Origin of the sequence: Thiocapsa sp. (assembly GCF_022340925.1) — a bacterium.
Classification (GTDB): Bacteria; Pseudomonadota; Gammaproteobacteria; order Chromatiales; family Chromatiaceae; genus Thiocapsa.
Map to the genome: position 1 here is coordinate 33,497 of NZ_JAJDNA010000008.1, position 15,570 is coordinate 49,066.

Below are 15,570 nucleotides of genomic sequence, written 5' to 3' on the forward strand. Positions count from 1 at the left end.
GGCGATCGCCAAAGGGAAGTGCTATTGCAAATCGTTCGTATTTGACTATCATGTCACGCCGAAGGCCGGTACCGCCGGCCTTCCCGCCAGCCATCGCCTCGGCCCGTTGCCGGGCAGCCAGCCGGGTATCTCAGTCCAGTTCCCCTCGCCATAGGAGCAACCCGGAATGTGCAAACCGACACCGAACGACCTCGACGTCGAGATCCTTATCGATGACCCCTGCTGCAAGCTGTCTGCGGAGACCCTGCAGGCACGGCTGGCTTGCCTGATTCGCCGCTACGTCCACCAGCGGTCGGCCCGGGTTGCCGGCAGCGTGGTGCGCCACTTCACCGGACTGTACCTGCACCCGTCTCTGCGCGGCCAGCCGGAGCAGCAGGAAGCCCTGCGCCTGGCCGCCCGTCACTGGAGTCGTCTCGCCGCCCAGTCCCGGCTCGCCGGGGTGGCCTGACACGCCGCGCCCATCCGCGACCCGATCATTGCGAACCTGAGGAGGACGACACCGAGATATGTGGTCATGTGTTCGACCCGGCTCCAGACCGATCGGGGACGGGCGAGATTCTGGCCGGCATCACGACCCAGTCCCGTGATCGTCGCATCGGGAGTCGAGTCCCGATGGGCTTCAGCGTCTGCACGAGGCCGATTGCAAGCGATTTCGCGTGCTGCCGAGGCGTGACGAACAGGAATCGCGGCTCGATTGCGACGGGCCACCGCAGGGGCTGTGCGGAAACCCGTCGTCAGCGGGCCTTGGACGGGGCTTGTCAACAGGATCTAGTGCTCGCCTTTGGTCCGCAGCAGGCCGGCGAGGCGATTTCCCTGTTTTTGGGGCCCGCCGCGGGGGAAGAGGCGGTGCAGATAGCGATTGCTACCCTTTTCGGCGCCCCAGACCCCACGGAAATGGGCGATCATGTCACGCACGGTCGCCTGCGTGCCGTGACTGGCGTAGCTGGCTCGCAGAAAGCGGATGACCTCCCAATGCTCGGGGCCCAACTGCAGGCCCTCGCGCCCCGCCAGCGTGCGGGCGAATGCCTCGGACCAGTCAGACGGGTTGACCAGGTAGCCCTCACTGTCTGTCAGGACGTCTCGGCCCTCCACCTCCAGGCTGTGGGTCGTCATCCCGGGGTAGGCGTTGCTGCCGGACGGAAACTCCCCGGGCAGCCCCTTCGAGCTCTGCTCGGACTGGGTGATGGACCACAGCTCGATCACAATGGCACCGTCGAGGCGGCCGTGATAACGCTCCACTCCCGACACCAGCACCTTGCCGCTGGTGGGTGGCAGATCGAAGCTCGCCGACCCGTTGCGGTCGGTCAGCACGGCCGACGTCTCCGAGCCATCCGCGTCGAGCCTGAGGACAACGGGCGTGCGCTTGAGCGGCTCGTGTGTCACCTTCATCGATACCCTGACCTCAATCATTCTCTGTTCTCCCAAACTCAGGACACGTAAGGGTCCGTTGACCTTGACTCCTAGGCTCAACTTAAGGTGCCCCTCGTGTCGAGACAAACGAAATTTATTGTCGTTTGATATCGACTATACCAATATAAGTCAGGATGGATATCGATCAGGTCAAAACCTTTCTGGCGGTCGCGGCGCATGGCAGCTTTCTGGAGGCGGCCAAGCGGGTGCATGTCACCCAGTCCACGGTGAGCGTACGTATCCAGGGCCTGGAACGGGACCTCAACGCCCGTCTGTTCGTGCGCAACCGCTCGGGCGCCACGCTCACGTCTGAGGGGCGCCGCTTCCTCCGGCACGCCAAGACCCTGGTGCTCACGCTCGAGCAGGCGCGGCATGACGTCGGCCTGCCGAGCCGGTTCCGCGCCCGCATCACCGTCGGGGCGCGGATCGCGCTATGGGACGGCTTCCTGCCGCGCTGGGCGCGGCGGATGCGTGAGCAGGCGCCGGATGTCTCGCTGAGCAGCGAGATCGGCTTCGAGGAGGATCTGATGCGGCGCATCGTCGAAGGGACCTTGGACCTGGCCTTGATGTACACGCCCCAACACAGCGCGGGCGTGCAGATCGAGCATCTTTTCGAAGAGACTCTGGTGCTGGTCACGAGTGATCCCGGGCGTGCCGGGCTAGACGACGGCTACGTCTACATCGACTGGGGGCCGACCTTTTACGCCCAGCACCGCAAGGTCTACCCCGAACTGGAGCGGCCGGCCCAAACGGCCAATATCGGCTGGCTCGGTCTGCAGCTGATCCTTGCCAACGGCGGAAGCTGCTTCGTTCCGGATCGGGTGGCCGCGCCTTATCTGCGGGCGGGTTGCCTGCACCCGGTCGCCGAGAGCCCGCGGTTTTCGCTGCCCGCCTACGTGGTCTACCCGACCGAGAGTGAGTCGCCGGTGCTGGCGTCCGCCCTGTCGACCTTGCGGATGCTGGTCGAGGAGCACCTCGGCGCCCGGACCGAAGCGCGAGGCGACGGGTGAGCGGCAACCGGTTCGATCCCGGGGCCGGCACCGCGCGGCGGGGCGAGGGGAGCCGCGCTGCTGCGGGGGCTCGGCCCCTGCGCCTCCTGTTCGCCTACAATGCCGACAGCGGTTTGTTCAATGCCCTGGCCGATATCGGTCACAAGCTCTTCTCGCCCGGCACCTACGCCTGCGGGCTCTGCGCCCTCACCCATGGTCTGCTGACGGAGCGGGCTGAATGGCGCGAGTTCATCGCCTCCCTCGAGGCGGACTGCGAGTTTCTGCATCGCGACGAGCTCCGTCGCCGATACCCGGCTCTGGCCGTTGAGCTTCCGGCGGTCCTGCGGGTGACGGACGCCGGGCCGGCCGTGTGTGTCGATGCGTCGACGCTGAGCGCTTGCCGGAGTCTCCTGGATCTCAAGGTGGTGATCCTGCGCCGTTGCATCGGCTCTGCTCGGGACGGCTGACCGACCGGCATCGCGCCGCGGCGGACAAACCATAGGTGACAGGTATACTGTCGCGGTGACGTATCGCGCGAGTGCCTGCGCTCGGTTTGCCAATGCAGTCGCGACGCGGGCGGTACGTCCGAAGACATCATATTGACGAAACAGAGGACCGCATCGAGCACGATGAAAACCATCAACACAGTATCGACGGCCGTGCTGGCCAGTCTCGCCCTGACCGGACCCGTGCTGGCCCTGGACATGGGCGACATGATGAACCCCTCCAAGTGGATGGGCGGCAAAGACGACGAGCGCCGCGATTATCCGCCTCCCCAGGGATACCCCCCGGGCGGGTCCGGGTTCGGGTCGGCGCCGGGGTATGGCGGAGGACCGGGCTACGGACCCGCGCCCGGCGGGTACAGCGACCCCGCGATGGGCGGAGCGCCGATGCCGCCCGCCGGCTACGGGGGCGCCCCCGGCTATGGAGTGCCGCCGGGGTACGGACCTGGTTACGGGGAGGGCTATCCCCCATCCGGACCGGCGCCGGGATACGGCCAAGGCGTTGGTCCGGGCTACGGTCCCGGTTACGGGGAGGGCTACCCGCCATCCGGACCGTCGCCGGGATACGGCCAAGGTGCTGGTCCGGGCTACGGTCCCGGTTACGGGGAGGGCTACCCGCCATCCGGACCGTCGCCGGGATACGGCCAAGGTGCTGGTCCGGGCTACGGAGGTGGGTACGGTCCCGGTTACGGCCCGGGCTACGGGCCTGATTATGGTCCCGATGAGAATCGCCGGGAAGGCGGCATGAACCCGATGAAGATGATGCCCAACCCAATGCAGATGTTCCGCGGCGACAAGGAGTGATGCCATGTGATGGCGCCGTCAGGAGGCGCGGATCGGATTGGCGGCTCCTGCGGCGCGCCGAGGTCGCGTCCGTCGGGCTGCAAGCCGGTCGAACGCCTCGATGCGCCGGGCCGGCCCTCGCTCAGGTGCCGCTCAGCCAGCGGCCGATCATGAAGCTTCCGGCGGCGACGCTAGCGCACAGGGCGACGCCCCAGAGCGTATCGACGACGACCACCTTCAGCGGCCAGTCAGCCAGCGTCGCCATGTTGGTCAGTTCGTAGGTGATGTAGGTGAAGAAGCCGAAGAGCGCGCCATTGATCAGGGCCCGACCGAGGGAGTCCTGGGCGAGTGCGGGCGCCACGGCAAAATAGAGGATGCCGGCGATATAGATCAGGTAGAAGCTCAGCGCGGCGGTCCAGCTCACTGTCGCACTGAGGTGATGGGCGAGGTTGTCGCGATAGAAGCCTTTCGCGATTATCCCCAGCCACAGGAGGTCGACGCTGAAGAAGACCGGAACAGTGAGAAGATAGAGCTTCGCGTAGAAGATGGCTTGCATGAGGGTTCCGTCGGTTCGCGGCATCTGCGGTGCATGAGTGGGGGGTGGGGATGACTGATCCAATCGAGGCGAGCTCGTCTGCCTTGGCTTTCCGTTCCATCCGCCCGGCCGACAGGAGCGCTCGCGTGCCGACCATCTGGCGGCGCTTCGCACGCCGACCCTGATCTGCCAGGGTGAGCGCGATCCGTTCGGCAGCCGGGATGAGGTCTCAGCATACGCGTTGAGTCCGGCGGTCGAGCTCGCGTGGATGGCGGACGGCGAGCATCGCTTCAAGCCGCGCAGAGGGTCCGGCCGCACCTGGGAGCAAAACCTGGGGCAGGCGGCGGATGCGATGGTTTCCTTTGCCGAGAGGCTGGAGCCGCGTTTACGCGGCAGCGTCCGGGCCTGACCTGGCTGCTTAGCCGGTGAGTGCTGCGAAGACCGCCGGCAGTCGCTCGGGCAGACGCTCGACGTGGTCCACGATGGCGTATTGGTTCTCACCGAAGATCCGCGCGACATAGCGATCTGCCTGGGGGTCGAGTGTGAGGCAGTAGCTGTGGATGCCCCGCATCCGCAGTTCCTCTGCGGCTTTTTTCGTGTCGTGACGCAGATACTGAGGGTCGCGCTCGTCGATGTCAGCGGGCTCGCCATCCGTGATGACCAGGACCAGTCGCTTCTCGGCCGGTTGGCGAGTCAGGTGCCAGCCGGCATGTCGCATGGCAGCGCCCATGCGGGTCGAAAGACCGCCCTTCATGCCGGCCATCCGTGACTTCGCCGAATCGTCATAGGGCTGCTCGAAGTCCTTGAACCGATAGTATTGGACGTCGTGGCGACCGTCTGAGGCGAACCCGTGCACGGCAAAGCGGTCGCCGATGGCGTCGATCGCCCAGGCGAGGAGTCCGGTGGCCTCGCGAGTCAGGCTGAGGATGCTCGGTGCCGCGTCGTAATCCGGGTCGTCGTTCTTGACCCCGACCTTTTCGTTGGTTGACTCGGAGAGGTCCATCAGAACCACGATGGCCAGGTCGCGGATGTGGCGCGTGATCCGGATGTTGATCCGGGGATCCGGCATGGTCCCGCGGCGCACATCGATCATGGCGCGGACGGCCGCGTTGAGATCCAGCTCCTCACCCTCCTCGTAACCGCGCCGGCGCACGATGCCCTGGGGCTGCAAGGCGTCGATCAGGCGGCGGATGCGGCTGGCGACCGGCTTGTGCTTGGTCAGGATCTCGTCCATCAGCGCCGGGTCGCCGCGGCCCTGACGCCGCTCGATGACGGTGGCCCAGTCGGGGCGGAAGAGCTGGGCCTGATAGTCCCATTCCGGGTAGTGGTAGGGATCCGAGACCGGCTCCTTGCCCTCCATCGTGTTGAAGGAGACGCCTTCGTCCTCGTAGGGGAAGAATTCGGTGGCGCAGACCCAGATCTCCTGCGCGTCGTCTCCGGCGGTCTCGACATCGACCTCGTTGGCCATCTCCACGGCGGAGACGTACTTGCGCACCTGCTGCCGCGAGGCCGGGAGATAGTCCACCCCGCGGGTCAGGAACGGATTCTCGCCGCAGTTCCAGACATAGCGGTTGTCGTCCCGATAGGGGATCGGCCAACCCTCTAGGATACGCAGGTTGGGGAGCGCGGCGGTGCGGATGACCTGGTTATAGAAGGACACCCCTGCGTCCCAGCTGATGCGGTTGTCGTCGGCGCGCTCGGCCAACGCCTTGCGGAAGGACCCGGCGGTGTCGTCGATCAGGGGATGCCCGTCGCGGTGACCCGGATCCAGGAGAGCCCAGGCCAGTCGCAGCATCAGGTCCATCATCGGATGGAGCTCGACGGCATCGTCGAGCGGCCCCAGCGGTGCGGTGAAGAAGGACAGCCAGAGCTTCCTGAGGCCGGGGAAGTCGCGAATCGCGAGTGCCTCGATGCGGGCGTCCTCGAACAGCTCGATGAGCTTCATCTGAGCCGGCATCAATTGCTGGGCGCTGATCGGGCGAGTCCCGTAGACCATGTGGGCCGCGCAATGGGCGGCGGCGGCGCGATAGGTCTCGAGCCCGGAGATGCCGCGGAAGCTGTCGAAGGCGTCCGGCAGATGGATCTGGAAGTCGGCGATGAAGGGCCGTAGCCCCTGACGCGACTCATAGTCGCCCGACGTCGGGCGCATGAAGAAGGCACGGGCCCAGAGCGCGCGGAGATAGAAGTTGAGCTTGCGTTGGTTGTCGACGAACAGGGTGCCGCGGCGTTCCTTCTGCAAGACGGCCCGCGAGGACTCGGTCTGGAGCCCGAAGTAGGCCATCTGCCCGTCCAGGTCGCGGGCGTGGGCCTGGGCACCCCAGAGTGCCCAGCGGCGCAGTCCCCCCAGGGTCAGCTTGGAGAGAAGCTCATCGATGTTCTCCATCATCGGCCGCAGACCGCGTGGGGACTTGCCGGCCAACTGGTGCAGGAGGTTCAGATAGCCGCGCAGTACCTCGGCGTCGCCCAGTCGGCCAGCCGCCAGCGGCATACTGGCCATGATCAGTGCCACCACCGTACCGGAGGTATGGGAGGCGAGCTTCATCAAGGCACTCACCACATCCGGGATGACATCCTCGCCCACTTCCTTGGCGACCCCGGGCATCTCCTGCACGTAGGTCAAGACCAGATCGGCGCCCTTGTTGAGCCCGCACATCGCTTTGATGCCGGTCAGATAGTGCTCCAAACCGCGCGGTGACATCACCCGCGCCGCCTCGTGGTAGCTTGCCTCCAGCGCCTGGGTATGCGGGTGATCCGGCTCGAAGGGCAGGCAGGAGAGAGATTCGTTGAAGTCGATCATGAATGTTGAACCGCGCAGGCGCAAAGGGCCCACAGTGATCGAATGACCCGGTGAAACCTTGTCGCAGTCGCTCTAGCCACGTATCAGGCACCAAGTCGGATCGTCGATTGCGCCTTCTGCGGTTCCGAAACCCGTGGCTCAGAAATAGGTGTTGACTGCCGCATCCAGCGTATCGCGCATGTCCGGGTCGTCGGTCAGGGGGCGCACGAGGGCCATGCGGCAGGCGGATTGCGGGTCGATGCCCTTGCCGATGAGCTGGGCGGCATAGACCAGTAGCCGGGTGGACATGCCTTCTTCGAGCCCGTGGCCCTTGAGGTTGCGACTGCGCTGCGCGACCTGCACGAGTCGCTCCGCGGTCGCCTTGTCGACCTGGCCCTCGTGGGCGACGATCTCGGTCTCGATCTCAGTCGAGGGGTAGTCAAAATCCATGGCGCCGAAACGCTGCTTGGTGGACTGCTTGAGATCTTTCATCAGGCTCTGGTAGCCCGGGTTGTACGAGATGACGATCTGAAAATTCGGATGCGCCTGGACCAGCTCGCCCTTCTTCTCCAAGGGGAGTTGGCGGCGATGGTCGGTGAGCGGGTGAATGACGACCGTCGTGTCCTGACGGGCCTCGACCACCTCGTCGAGATAGCAGATGGCGCCGATGCGCGCCGCGACGGTGAGTGGGCCGTCCTGCCACTTGGTCCCGTTGATGTCGAGCAGGAACCGCCCGACCAGGTCCGAGGCGGTCATGTCCTCGTTACAGGCGACCGTGATCAACGGCTTGCCGAGCTTCCAGGCCATGTACTCGACGAAACGCGACTTGCCGCAGCCGGTCGGCCCCTTGAGCATGACCGGCATACGGGCCTCGTAGGCCGCCTCGTACATCGCGACCTCGTTGTGAACCGGGTGGTAGTACGGCTCGTCCTTGATCAGATATTGGTCGCGGTCGACGTCGGTCATGATGTGGGATCCCGATTGGATGGTGCAGCCTGGTTACGAGCGGAGACGCTGAGCCGCCCAGGCGCGAAGGCCGCAAAGAAGAGCTGGGTCTCCGCCGCGAATCGATGCGCATTCGCGCCGATTCCTCGGGAAGTCGGTTGGGCGGAGCTCGCACGACCCACAATCAGGCGGATCGCGATGCCGCGAGGTTGGGCCTCGTGCTCCGGCCCAACCTGGGCGATATTCCCGTCCACCTTCTGGAGTGGCGTCACGATCGGGGTCCCGGACCCGCCGGATTCATGCCTTGGGCGACCCGATCTGCGGCTTCCCTGGCGAGTCGGGAGCCCGATCACATTCGCCCCGTCCCTGCCACCTCGCTGAGATGCCAGGGACGGGGCGATCCGTCTTCAGACGGCCTTGCCGCGGAACACCACCATCTCGGCGCCCTTGGATTGCGCGTAGTTGTCATATCCGACTAGGCGCACGTGATTGTCCGGGTGCGCCTTGTGACAGGCCTCGGCCTCGGCCAGGACGGTGTCCACGTCGGTCTCGCCGAACATCGGCAGCTTCCACATGTACCAGTAATGGTCGAATGCGTTTTCCGGCTCGGTGTGCTCGATCGCCGGGTTCCAGCCCTTCGCGACAATGTACTCCACCTGCTTGCGGATACGCGCCTGGTCCATCTCTGGGAGGTATGAGAAGGTCTCGAACTTGCGGCTGCTCGGATCGTCGAGACTGGATTGATAGTCCTGCATGGTGCTCATTGGGTGTGACTCCGACTCGTTGCTCGTGGAGAGAAGCGGTTGGGAAAATGGTCACGGCTGAAGGCCGTCAGCCTCCAGCCAGCCCCCGACGCCCGATGGGCGTGCGGCTTACGCACGGCCTGCCGGGGGCTGGCGACAAGAGGCCGGCCGTTTACTTGTGCGACACGTCGAGCTTGTCGACGGTGTCGAACTCGAACTTGATCTCTTTCCAGGTCTCCATGGCGATCTTGAGCTCGGGGCTGTGCTTGGCGGCGTTCGTGAGCACCTCCTTGCCCTCTTTCTCAATCGCGACACCTTCGTTGCGGGCCTGAACGCACGCCTCGAGCGCGACCCGATTCGCCGCGGCACCCGCCGCATTGCCCCAGGGATGGCCGAGGGTGCCCCCGCCGAATTGCAGGACGGCATCGTCGCCGAAGATGGTCACCAGGGCCGGCATGTGCCAGACGTGGATACCGCCGGATGCCACCGCGAAGGCGCCGGGCATGGCGCCCCAGTCCTGATCGAAGAAGATGCCGCGCGAGCGGTCTTCCTTGACGTAGGAGTCACGCAGCAGGTCGATCCAGCCGATGGTCGACTCGCGATCCCCTTCGAGCTTGCCGACGACGGTGCCGGTGTGCAGGTGATCGCCGCCGGACAGGCGCAGGATCTTGGTCAGCACGCGGAAATGGATGCCGTGGTTCGGGTTGCGGTCGAGCACGGCGTGCATGGCCCGGTGGATATGCAGGAGCACGCCGTTGTCACGGCACCACTGGGCGAGACCCGTGTTTGCGCAGAACCCGCCGGTGATGTAGTCGTGCATGATGATGGGTGCGCCGATCTCCTTGGCGTACTCGGCACGCTTGAACATCTCGTCCGGAGTCGGGGAGGTGACGTTGAGGTAGTGGCCCTTGCGCTCGCCGGTCTCGCGCTCTGCTTTGTCGATCGCATCCATGACGAAGTCGAAACGTTGACGCCAGCGCATGAAGGGCTGGGAGTTGACGTTCTCGTCGTCCTTGGTGAAGTCAAGGCCGCCACGCAGACACTCGTAAACGGCGCGACCATAGTTCTTCGCCGACAGGCCGAGCTTGGGCTTGATGGTGCAGCCGAGCAGGGGACGACCGTACTTGTTCATGATGTCGCGTTCGACCTGGATGCCGTGGGGCGGGCCGTTGCAGGTCATGACATAGGCGATCGGGAAGCGGACGTCCTCGAGGCGCAGGGCGCGCACTGCTTTGAAACCAAAGACGTTGCCGACCAGTGAGGTGAAGACGTTGACGACGGAGCCTTCCTCGAACAGATCGATCGGATAGGCGATGAAGGCGTAGAAGGCCTCGTCGTTGCCAGGGACGTCCTCGACGGCATAGGCGCGGCCCTTGTAGTGATCCATGTCGGTCAGGAGGTCGGTCCAGACCGTCGTCCAGGTGCCGGTGGACGACTCGGCGGCGACGGCCGCCGCGGCCTCTTCACGCGGGACGCCCGGCTGAGGTGTGATCTTGAAGCACGCCAGTAGGTCGGTGTCCTTGGGCCTGTATTCCGGCATCCAGTAGGTCTCACGATACTCTTTGACGCCCGCGTTATAGGTCTTTGCCATTGTCGCTTGTCCTCAGTTGAGAAGGTGAAGGATCGGTCCGGACCGGCTCGTCTTCTGGGGCCCCGTGTGGCGCGCTTAGCTCTGGGAACCTGGGCGCGCATTATAGGCAACAACCCTATAATTTCTAGTAAATATTGCTTATATTGCGCATAAGCATAGCCTGATGTCTATGCGTCCATTGCCCGTTCGCGGTTCAACGACGTTTCGGGGGCGAGCCCGGGGTCAGATAAGAGGTGCCCATCCGTGCATGTCTCTCTGCGACAGCTCAGGGTGTTCGAGGCGGTCGCGCGTCAGCTGAGCTACACGCGCGCCGCCGAAGAGCTCCACCTCAGTCAACCCGCGGTGTCGATGCAGGTTCGCCAACTCGAGGAGGAGGCGGGCCTGCCATTGTTCGAGCGCCTCGGCAACCGCATCCTCCTGACCGAGGCGGGTCGCGAGCTGCACGAGTACAGTCGCAGCGTCAATCGGTTGTTGCAGGAGATGCAGGAGGTCCTGGAGTCCCTGAAGGGGGTCAATCGCGGCCGACTCCACTTGGCCGTGGCAAGCACGGTGAACTATTTCGCCCCGCGCCTGCTCGCGATCTACCATCGGCGCTATCCGGGCATCGGCCTTCAGCTCGACGTGACCAATCGCGAACGGTTGGTGCGTCTGCTCGAGGACAACGCCGTGGACCTGGTGCTGATGGGGATCCCCCCGACCGATGTGCAGGTCGAATCCGAGGCGTTCATGGAGAACCCGTTGGTCGTGATCGCGCCGCCGGATCATGCACTGGCGCGTGAGCGCGCGATCCCGTTGACCCGCCTGGCCGAGGAGGTCTTCGTGATGCGCGAGCCCGGCTCAGGCACCCGCCAGACGATGGAGCGGTTCTTCAGTGAGCGCGGTCTGACCATCCGGCCCGGGATGCAGATGACTCGCAACGAGGCCGTGAAGCAGGCGGTCCGGTCGGGTCTCGGCCTCAGTGTGGTCTCCCTGCATACGATCGAGCTCGAGCTCGAGACCCGGCGTCTGGTCACCTTGGATGTCGAGGGATTCCCTGACCGTCGGCAGTGGCACCTCGTCTATCGCCGCGGCAAGCGCCTCTCACCGGCGGCCAACGCCTTTCGAGAGTTCGTCCTGACGGAGGCCGCGCTGATCGCGCCGCCGGTCTTTACTCCGGCAGGCGGGGCATAGGCCCAGATTGATGTCTCGAACGAAGGATGGGTCCGCACTGGGCAGAGGCCATGCGCTTTCTCGAGACCCTGCGCGAGGAGCAGCCTTGGATCGAGGCCCAGACCTTCAAGCTCGCGTCGGACCGGGAGTCAGTCAGGCGCTACTTCGAGACGGCCCGATCGTTGGGTCCTGAAGCCGGGCTTGCTGCGCTCGGCATGGGCATCGACGTGTCTTCGGCTTGCGCAACCGCGGAGCGATTCGTCTAAACTAACCGACCGTCCCCGACCTGTGCGAATGCTGAACATGCCCGATCGTCCCTCGAGTTTTTCCGGCCCCACCCTGCACCGGCATCCGTTACTCGCATCCATCGACTCTCCCGCGGACCTCCGGGCATTGCCCGAGCATCAGTTGGCCGCGGTTGCGAACGAGCTTCGCAGTTTCCTGGTCGACACCGTCGCTCAGACCGGAGGTCATCTCGCAGCCGGACTCGGCGTGGTCGAGCTGACCATCGGCCTGCATTATGTTTTCGATACGCCGGAGGACCGCCTGATCTGGGACGTCGGTCATCAGGCCTACCCGCACAAGATCCTCACGGGTCGGCGTGAGCGCATGCGGACTCTGCGCCAGCAAGACGGGCTGTCCGGCTTTCCGAAACGCAGTGAGAGCGAATACGACTGTTTCGGCGTCGGCCATTCCAGCACTTCGATCAGCGCGGCGCTTGGCATGTCCTTGGCTGCCATGCAGCGCGGCGAGCGCCGGAACGTGGTCGCAGTCATCGGCGACGGTGCGCTGAGTGCCGGCATGGCCTTCGAGGCGCTGAACCATGCCGGCTCAATGGACGTCGATCTGACGGTGATCCTGAACGACAACGAGATGTCCATCTCACCCCCGGTCGGCGCGATCACCAATCATCTCGCCCGCCTCCTGTCCGGAAAGTTCTACACCACCATGCGCGAGGGGAGTAAGAGCGCCCTGCGGGGGATGCCGCAGCTGCGCCATCTGGTGGGCCGCTGGGAAGAGCACATGAAGGGGATGTTGATGCCCAGTACCCTGTTCGAGGAGCTGGGGTTCAACTACATCGGGCCCATCGACGGTCACGATGTGCACGCGGTGGTGAAGACGCTACGCAACATCAAGGAGATGTGCGGTCAGCGTTTCCTGCATGTGGTGACCCAGAAGGGTCATGGCTACGAGCCTGCCGAGGGCCATCCCGTCACCTATCACGGTGTCACCCCGTTCGACCGCCGCACCGGCGAGCTCCGCAAGGGTGGTTCGAAGGGCCCGACCTACACCCAGGTCTTCGGCGGCTGGCTCTGCGATACCGCCGAGAAGGATCCGCGTCTGGTCGGTATTACGCCGGCGATGTGCGAAGGGTCCGGTCTCACGGTCTTCTCAAAGCGCTTCCCGGAGCGCTACTACGACGTCGGGATCGCCGAGCAGCATGCGGTCACCTTGGCCGCCGGCATGGCCTGCGAGGGACTCAAGCCGGTGGTGGCGATCTACTCGAGCTTCCTGCAACGCGCCTATGACCAGCTGGTCCATGACGTCTGTCTCCAGGACCTGGACGTCACCTTCGCGGTGGATCGCGGGGGCCTCGTGGGCGCCGATGGACCCACCCATGCCGGCAGCTTCGATCTGAGCTTCGGTCGGCCTCTCCCTCGGCTGGTCATCATGGCGCCGTCTGACGAGAACGAATGCCGCAGAATGTTGAGGACTGCCTACGAGTATCCCGGGCCCGCGATGGTGCGTTATCCCCGCGGCAGCGGGCTTGGTGTCGCGATCGATCCTGATGCACCGGTCTTGCCGATCGGCTGCGGTGAAGTGGTCCGCCGCGGCCGCCAGGTGGCTTTGCTCGCCTTCGGAAGCATGGTGGCGCCGGCCTTGGCGGCGGCGGAAGGACTGGGCGCAACCGTGGCCAACATGCGGTTCGTCAAGCCGCTCGACGGCGCACTTGTCCGCGAGCTCGCGGAAGGCCACGAGCTCTTGGTGACCATCGAGGAGAACAGTATCGCAGGCGGCGCCGGGAGCGGCGTGGCCGAGTGGCTGTCGAGTCAAGGGCTGACGTTGCCTTGCGTGCACCTTGGTCTTCCGGACCGGTATGTCGAGCACGCCGAGCACGCCCAGCAGCTGGCGGCCTGCGGTCTGGACGCCCCTGGCATCCTGACCTCGGTACGAGACGCCTTGTCCCGCTGCTTCCCCGACCGCGCGAGTCCCGGCGCCGCGACCACCTCGCCGGCGGAAGTGATGCAGGAGCGTCATCAGGGGATTGGTGCCGCGTGAGCCGCGCCTTCGGCGGGTCGATCCTCGCCGTTGCGGGCGTCCTCGTCCTGGGGCCGATGGCCGTGGGGCATCTCGTCCAGGCCGGCTATCAAGATCTGCTGGGCGGTCTGTTGGGTCGGGCGCCGAACGCCGAGGTCCTGCGGAGCGATTACCGACGGGGCTGGTTCGGCTCCGATGCCGGGCTGGAGTTGCTGGTGCGCCCCGCTGCTGCGTTCTCTTCCCGGCAGGCGTCCATGCGAATCCGCCTCGAGAGTCGGATCGACCAAGGGCCGTGGGCCTGGTTCTCGGGCGGTTTCCCCCCGGCGCCGGGACGCGTGCACACACGTGTCGAGGTCACGGGTTTCCCCGTGGGACTGCCGCCGTTGCTGGTGACGACGGATCTCTCGATCGACGGCGCTGGCCTGGCCCGGGTCCATGCGCCGCCCGGAGAGATTCGGCTCGCGGTGGATGCCGCTCGGATTCGGTATGCCGAGCTCAGCGCGCGGGTGCGACTGGACTCGCATCGGCGGTCCATCTCGACATGGCTTTCCCTGCCCGCGATCGAATTGCTGGATGCGACGGGTCCACGCGCCAGCTTATCCGGCCTTCGGCTCACAGCCGACCTGACGCGGGACGGGGCAGACTCTTATCGCGGGACCGGGGCACTCGATGTCGCGACGGGACGGATCGTTGCGACGGTCGCGACTGAGGTGGCGCCCGCTGCGACCGCGCCGTCCGGCCTGCAGGTCGACGGGATCTCGATCACGGCCGCCCAGCAGGCTCGGGACGGTCTTCTGGATCTGCGCCTGGCGCTCTCCGCCAGCCGGACACGTGCCGGCCGAGGAACCTACGGGCCGTCGGAGATTCGGCTTGCCGCAGAGCAGGTGGATGCCTCCGCGGTCGATGATCTGGTGGAAGGGCTGCGCATGCTCGGCTCGGGTCGTGTTTCCGAAGAAATGCGTGGTCTGGTGATGGCAGGCCTGATCGCAAGCCTCATGCCCCGATTTGCTGCCTGCGGTGCGCGCCTTGGTATCGACCCGATGCGGGTCCAGACTCCGCACGGCCCGGCCACCGGCCGGCTTGACCTGCGCCTGGAGCCCCTCGCCGACTCGCCGAGCCGGCATCGATGGGATGCCGCGGCATGGCTGGTGATGCTGCGGGCCGAGGGCGAGGTCGAGCTCCCCGAGGACGCCGCCCTGAGCTGGCTTGAGCGGATGCCGGACGATGGTGCTCGGCCGGTCTCTGCTCCGACAGCTTCAGCGCATGATGCACGGGCGCTTCTCGAGGCATGGATCCGCGACGGCTGGGTGTCGAGGCACGGTGGACGGCTGTTCTCGGCCTTTCGGCTCGGGGACGGCCTTGTGACGATCAACGGCAAGACATTCCCGCTTCGAGGCTCAGGCTGATCGTGAGGCGAGCCCGGCGGTCCGGAGCTCAGCGCGCCGTGACGCTGATGCCGCGGACGGCGGCGGCCAGGCTCTGATGGGTGACGTCGAACCGGGCGTCGCGAAGACTCGCACTGACGATCCTTTGGATCGCGCCATCCGAGCGCCGTGCGGCGTCGGGCGCGTGGGCGACCGCCTGGGATTGCAGTCGCTCCAGGCGGCGCGTCACCTCATCCAACCGCGACCCCAGGGCCTGCAGACGCGACTCGTCGGGGCGTGCGTATGACCCCGCGGGGAACGGGAGCACGAGCCCCGCACGCTCAGCGTCGAGCCCTCGGTCGCGATGGCTTGCATCCCACGATGGACGATCGGCCCTGGACGGGCCTCGATCCAGAACAAGCCTCGCGGAGGCCTGCGCCAATTCCCTGCTCGGTCCTCCAGAGGGGTGGCTCCGACACCTCGCGGGCCCGCTCATCCCAACTGCCGGCGCGACTCCGGCTCT

At 65.7% G+C, this 15,570-nt stretch carries 15 protein-coding genes and 1 pseudogene; 9 read left to right on the plus strand and 7 right to left on the minus strand.

Features of this window, described 5'->3' with window-relative positions; genetic code table 11:
- Positions 1-166: 166 nt before the first annotated feature.
- The gene (locus LJE61_RS01350) at positions 167-448 is read left to right on the plus strand and encodes an ATP dependent RNA helicase (RefSeq protein ID WP_296914681.1); all 282 of its coding nucleotides are present in this window, start codon (positions 167-169) and stop codon (positions 446-448) included.
- Positions 449-768: 320 nt separating this feature from the next.
- Here LJE61_RS01350 and LJE61_RS01355 read toward each other — a convergent pair whose 3' ends face one another.
- Positions 769-1,410 carry a TusE/DsrC/DsvC family sulfur relay protein gene (locus LJE61_RS01355; RefSeq protein ID WP_296914678.1) on the minus strand — a complete coding sequence of 214 codons (642 nt, stop codon included), beginning with the start codon at positions 1,408-1,410 and terminating at the stop codon, positions 769-771.
- Between the two features lie 134 nt (positions 1,411-1,544).
- Between LJE61_RS01355 and LJE61_RS01360 the strand changes: the two genes are divergently transcribed.
- The 3 genes from LJE61_RS01360 to LJE61_RS01370 all read left to right on the plus strand — a co-directional run bounded on the left by LJE61_RS01360 (position 1,545) and on the right by LJE61_RS01370 (position 3,706).
- The gene (locus LJE61_RS01360) at positions 1,545-2,420 is read left to right on the plus strand and encodes a LysR family transcriptional regulator (RefSeq protein WP_296914675.1); all 876 of its coding nucleotides are present in this window, start codon (positions 1,545-1,547) and stop codon (positions 2,418-2,420) included.
- A complete protein-coding gene (locus LJE61_RS01365; protein ID WP_296914672.1) occupies positions 2,417-2,866 on the plus strand; it encodes a hypothetical protein in 450 nt (149 codons plus the stop codon). Before LJE61_RS01360 ends, LJE61_RS01365 begins: the two co-directional genes overlap by 4 nt.
- A 162-nt stretch (positions 2,867-3,028) precedes the next feature.
- Complete coding sequence (locus LJE61_RS01370; RefSeq protein ID WP_296914669.1) at positions 3,029-3,706, plus strand: hypothetical protein; 678 nt, start codon at positions 3,029-3,031, stop codon at positions 3,704-3,706.
- 121 nt (positions 3,707-3,827) lie between these two features.
- On the opposite strand, the gene LJE61_RS01375 is transcribed toward LJE61_RS01370, so the two are convergent.
- A complete protein-coding gene (locus tag LJE61_RS01375; protein WP_296914666.1) occupies positions 3,828-4,241 on the minus strand; it encodes a DUF2177 family protein in 414 nt (137 codons plus the stop codon).
- An 85-nt stretch (positions 4,242-4,326) separates the two neighbouring features.
- Between LJE61_RS01375 and LJE61_RS15270 the strand changes: the two are divergent.
- Positions 4,327-4,629: pseudogene (locus tag LJE61_RS15270) on the plus strand (alpha/beta hydrolase family protein); the annotation flags it as partial.
- 9 nt (positions 4,630-4,638) lie between these two features.
- Here LJE61_RS15270 and LJE61_RS01380 read toward each other — a convergent pair.
- The 4 genes from LJE61_RS01380 to LJE61_RS01395 all read right to left on the minus strand — a co-directional run bounded on the left by LJE61_RS01380 (position 4,639) and on the right by LJE61_RS01395 (position 10,275).
- Positions 4,639-7,017: a nitric oxide reductase activation protein NorD gene (locus LJE61_RS01380; protein WP_296917172.1), complete on the minus strand. Its 2,379-nt coding sequence runs from the start codon at positions 7,015-7,017 to the stop codon at positions 4,639-4,641.
- 138 nt (positions 7,018-7,155) lie between these two features.
- A complete protein-coding gene (locus tag LJE61_RS01385; protein ID WP_296914660.1) occupies positions 7,156-7,962 on the minus strand; it encodes a CbbQ/NirQ/NorQ/GpvN family protein in 807 nt (268 codons plus the stop codon).
- A gap of 386 nt (positions 7,963-8,348) precedes the next feature.
- A complete protein-coding gene (locus LJE61_RS01390) occupies positions 8,349-8,705 on the minus strand; it encodes a ribulose bisphosphate carboxylase small subunit (protein ID WP_296914656.1) in 357 nt (118 codons plus the stop codon).
- Between the two features lie 151 nt (positions 8,706-8,856).
- A complete protein-coding gene (locus LJE61_RS01395; RefSeq protein ID WP_296914654.1) occupies positions 8,857-10,275 on the minus strand; it encodes a form I ribulose bisphosphate carboxylase large subunit in 1,419 nt (472 codons plus the stop codon).
- Between the two features lie 243 nt (positions 10,276-10,518).
- Between LJE61_RS01395 and LJE61_RS01400 the strand changes: the two genes are divergently transcribed.
- From LJE61_RS01400 to LJE61_RS01415, 4 genes are read left to right on the plus strand one after another with little or no spacing between them, the layout of a single operon-like run.
- Positions 10,519-11,445, plus strand: coding sequence for a LysR family transcriptional regulator (locus tag LJE61_RS01400; protein WP_296914651.1), 927 nt, complete (start codon positions 10,519-10,521; stop codon positions 11,443-11,445).
- A gap of 26 nt (positions 11,446-11,471) precedes the next feature.
- Positions 11,472-11,690: a hypothetical protein gene (locus LJE61_RS01405; protein ID WP_296914648.1), complete on the plus strand. Its 219-nt coding sequence runs from the start codon at positions 11,472-11,474 to the stop codon at positions 11,688-11,690.
- Between the two features lie 37 nt (positions 11,691-11,727).
- Positions 11,728-13,704, plus strand: a complete 1,977-nt coding sequence (dxs, locus tag LJE61_RS01410; protein WP_296914646.1) for a 1-deoxy-D-xylulose-5-phosphate synthase — start codon at positions 11,728-11,730, stop codon at positions 13,702-13,704.
- Positions 13,701-15,089: a DUF945 family protein gene (locus LJE61_RS01415; RefSeq protein ID WP_296917174.1), complete on the plus strand. Its 1,389-nt coding sequence runs from the start codon at positions 13,701-13,703 to the stop codon at positions 15,087-15,089. The genes dxs and LJE61_RS01415 overlap by 4 nt, the downstream gene beginning before the upstream one ends.
- 28 nt (positions 15,090-15,117) lie before the next feature.
- On the opposite strand, the gene LJE61_RS01420 is transcribed toward LJE61_RS01415, so the two are convergent.
- Positions 15,118-15,375, minus strand: coding sequence for a hypothetical protein (locus LJE61_RS01420; protein ID WP_296911080.1), 258 nt, complete (start codon positions 15,373-15,375; stop codon positions 15,118-15,120).
- Between the last annotated feature and the right edge of the window lie 195 nt (positions 15,376-15,570).

Coding starts and splice junctions, on each gene's coding strand:
- dxs (WP_296914646.1), top strand. CDS start 11,728: ATGCCCGATCGTCCCTCGAGTTTTTCCGGCCCCACCCTGCACCGGCAT.
- LJE61_RS01385 (WP_296914660.1), bottom strand. CDS start 7,962: ATGACCGACGTCGACCGCGACCAATATCTGATCAAGGACGAGCCGTAC.
- LJE61_RS01390 (WP_296914656.1), bottom strand. CDS start 8,705: ATGAGCACCATGCAGGACTATCAATCCAGTCTCGACGATCCGAGCAGC.
- LJE61_RS01355 (WP_296914678.1), bottom strand. CDS start 1,410: ATGATTGAGGTCAGGGTATCGATGAAGGTGACACACGAGCCGCTCAAG.
- LJE61_RS01405 (WP_296914648.1), top strand. CDS start 11,472: ATGGGTCCGCACTGGGCAGAGGCCATGCGCTTTCTCGAGACCCTGCGC.
- LJE61_RS01370 (WP_296914669.1), top strand. CDS start 3,029: ATGAAAACCATCAACACAGTATCGACGGCCGTGCTGGCCAGTCTCGCC.
- LJE61_RS01375 (WP_296914666.1), bottom strand. CDS start 4,241: ATGCAAGCCATCTTCTACGCGAAGCTCTATCTTCTCACTGTTCCGGTC.
- LJE61_RS01380 (WP_296917172.1), bottom strand. CDS start 7,017: ATGATCGACTTCAACGAATCTCTCTCCTGCCTGCCCTTCGAGCCGGAT.
- LJE61_RS01395 (WP_296914654.1), bottom strand. CDS start 10,275: ATGGCAAAGACCTATAACGCGGGCGTCAAAGAGTATCGTGAGACCTAC.
- LJE61_RS01360 (WP_296914675.1), top strand. CDS start 1,545: ATGGATATCGATCAGGTCAAAACCTTTCTGGCGGTCGCGGCGCATGGC.
- LJE61_RS01350 (WP_296914681.1), top strand. CDS start 167: ATGTGCAAACCGACACCGAACGACCTCGACGTCGAGATCCTTATCGAT.